The 1,674-nt window shown below is 64.8% G+C and carries 2 protein-coding genes; one reads left to right on the top strand and one right to left on the bottom strand.

Annotated features, from left to right (window positions below; all coding sequences use genetic code 11):
• Nucleotides 1–746, top strand: a 746-nt coding sequence (locus EN969_RS30075) for an aldehyde dehydrogenase family protein (RefSeq protein ID WP_127419680.1), incomplete at its 5' end; no start/stop codon positions are given.
• Between the two features lie 147 nt (nt 747–893).
• On the opposite strand, the gene EN969_RS30070 is transcribed toward EN969_RS30075, so the two are convergent.
• Nucleotides 894–1,604, bottom strand: coding sequence for a hypothetical protein (locus EN969_RS30070; RefSeq protein ID WP_127419679.1), 711 nt, complete (start codon nt 1,602–1,604; stop codon nt 894–896).
• Nucleotides 1,605–1,674: the final 70 nt, after the last annotated feature.

Below are 1,674 nucleotides of genomic sequence, written 5' to 3'. Positions count from 1 at the left end.
CGCTGATCATAAGCGAGCATGCCCCGCTCGAGATCGCGGCGGCCGGCAGCGTCACCGCCGCCTTCCACCTCACCGGCCAGGTCTGCACTTCGGCCGAGCGCTTCTTCGTCGTCGATTCCGTGCATGACCGCTTCGTCGCGCTGTTCGCCGAAAGGACGCGGGCGCTGCGCATCGGCAACGGCATGGACAAGACCGAGATCGGCCCGCTGGTCAGCGAAAGCGCGCGGACCAAAGTGATGCGCCTTGTGGATGACGCCATTGCCCATGGCGCCAAGGCGGTGACCGGCGGGCGCATCCCGCCGGCGCACAACATCGGCTGGTTCTACGAACCGACCATCCTGACCGGCGTCACCCCTGATATGGCGATCGTGCGCGAAGAGTGTTTTGGACCCGTCGCCGCCATCTGCCGGGTCAGGGATTTCGACGAGGCGATCCGGCTTGCCAATGACAGCCCGTTCGGGCTCGGCGCTTCGGTGTTCACATCGAATCTGGCCGAAGCCCACGAGGCGGCTGAACGGCTCGAAGCCGGCATGGTCTGGGTCAACAACCCGCTGATCGACAACGATGCCCTGCCGTTCGGCGGCTGGAAGGCCTCGGGCCTTGGCCGCGAGCTCGGACGCCAGGGGCTCGACGCCTTCCGCCGCTCCAAAATGGTGATCATCGACCACAAGCCTGCGATCCAGGACTGGTGGTATCCCTATCCCGACAGCTGGTTCCGCGAAACCGGCGGCCGCAAGCACGTCTGAGTGTTTCGAGCCTGGCTATCCCTGGACGCCAGCTCGGTGGCTATCCCTGGATAGCCAGCCCGACCATGAGCGGGAAAAGGCAATGCCGCCGAGTGAAACCCGGCGGCATCTTCTTTGACTGACCACTACCGTTTCGGCGGCGGTTCGTTACGGCGTCGTTTCCGTCTGCATCGCGGCAGCCGTCTGGTCGATCTTGCCGGCAAGGACGTCTTGAGCCCAGGACGTGACCGCGGCGTCGACGGGCTTGTTGGCCATATCCGCCAATGCCGCGTCGAGCGATGCATCATCGGTGCCGACCGCGGCCGCAGCAGCAGCAGCGTTGTCGGCAGCGACCTCGGCCTGCAGAGCAGCTATCTTCCCAGGCAGGGCCGCCTGATCTTCGAGCGACATCGCGGCAATCTGATCGGGTGTCAGGGACGTCAGCGCATCCAGCTTAGCCTGTGCTGCGTCGGCGGCGGCCTGAGCGACCTTGGCTTTGGCGGACTGCGTCACGAATGCCTGAAGGGCGGCGAATTTCTTGCTCTTCGAGTTCATATAGGCATTGATGTTGCGCTTCAGCGAGCTCACCCGGCCAAGCTTGGCGTGGATGTTCTTGCCTTTGGGCACGGACGAGACCTTGGTGGTCTTGTCGACCGTGGTGTCGTCCGCTTTGGCCACCTGGCCGGGGGCCGACGACGACTTGCCGTGCGAAGCGCCGCTCTTGCCATTGCCGCCGCCGTTGCCATTGCTACCGCCGTTGCCGTGCCCGTTGCCTCCGGCATTGCCACCGCCACCGCCGTGCCCATTGCCGGCGAGCGCCGGAGATGCCAGGAGCGCCAATGCGGCAAGCGCCGCCAGCAGAGTTTTCCGGTTTGTCATGGTAATCTCCTCGGGAATCGTCGCCCTGGCCCGACCGCTAAGCGACCGTCCTATGAGGAATTGCTAATAG

This window comes from Mesorhizobium sp. M7A.F.Ca.CA.003.01.2.1 (assembly GCF_003998945.1).
In the GTDB taxonomy this organism is placed as follows: domain Bacteria; phylum Pseudomonadota; class Alphaproteobacteria; order Rhizobiales; family Rhizobiaceae; genus Mesorhizobium; species Mesorhizobium ciceri.
Note: the sequence above shows the minus strand (reverse complement) of the source record. Positions and strands in the feature narration are given on the sequence as shown.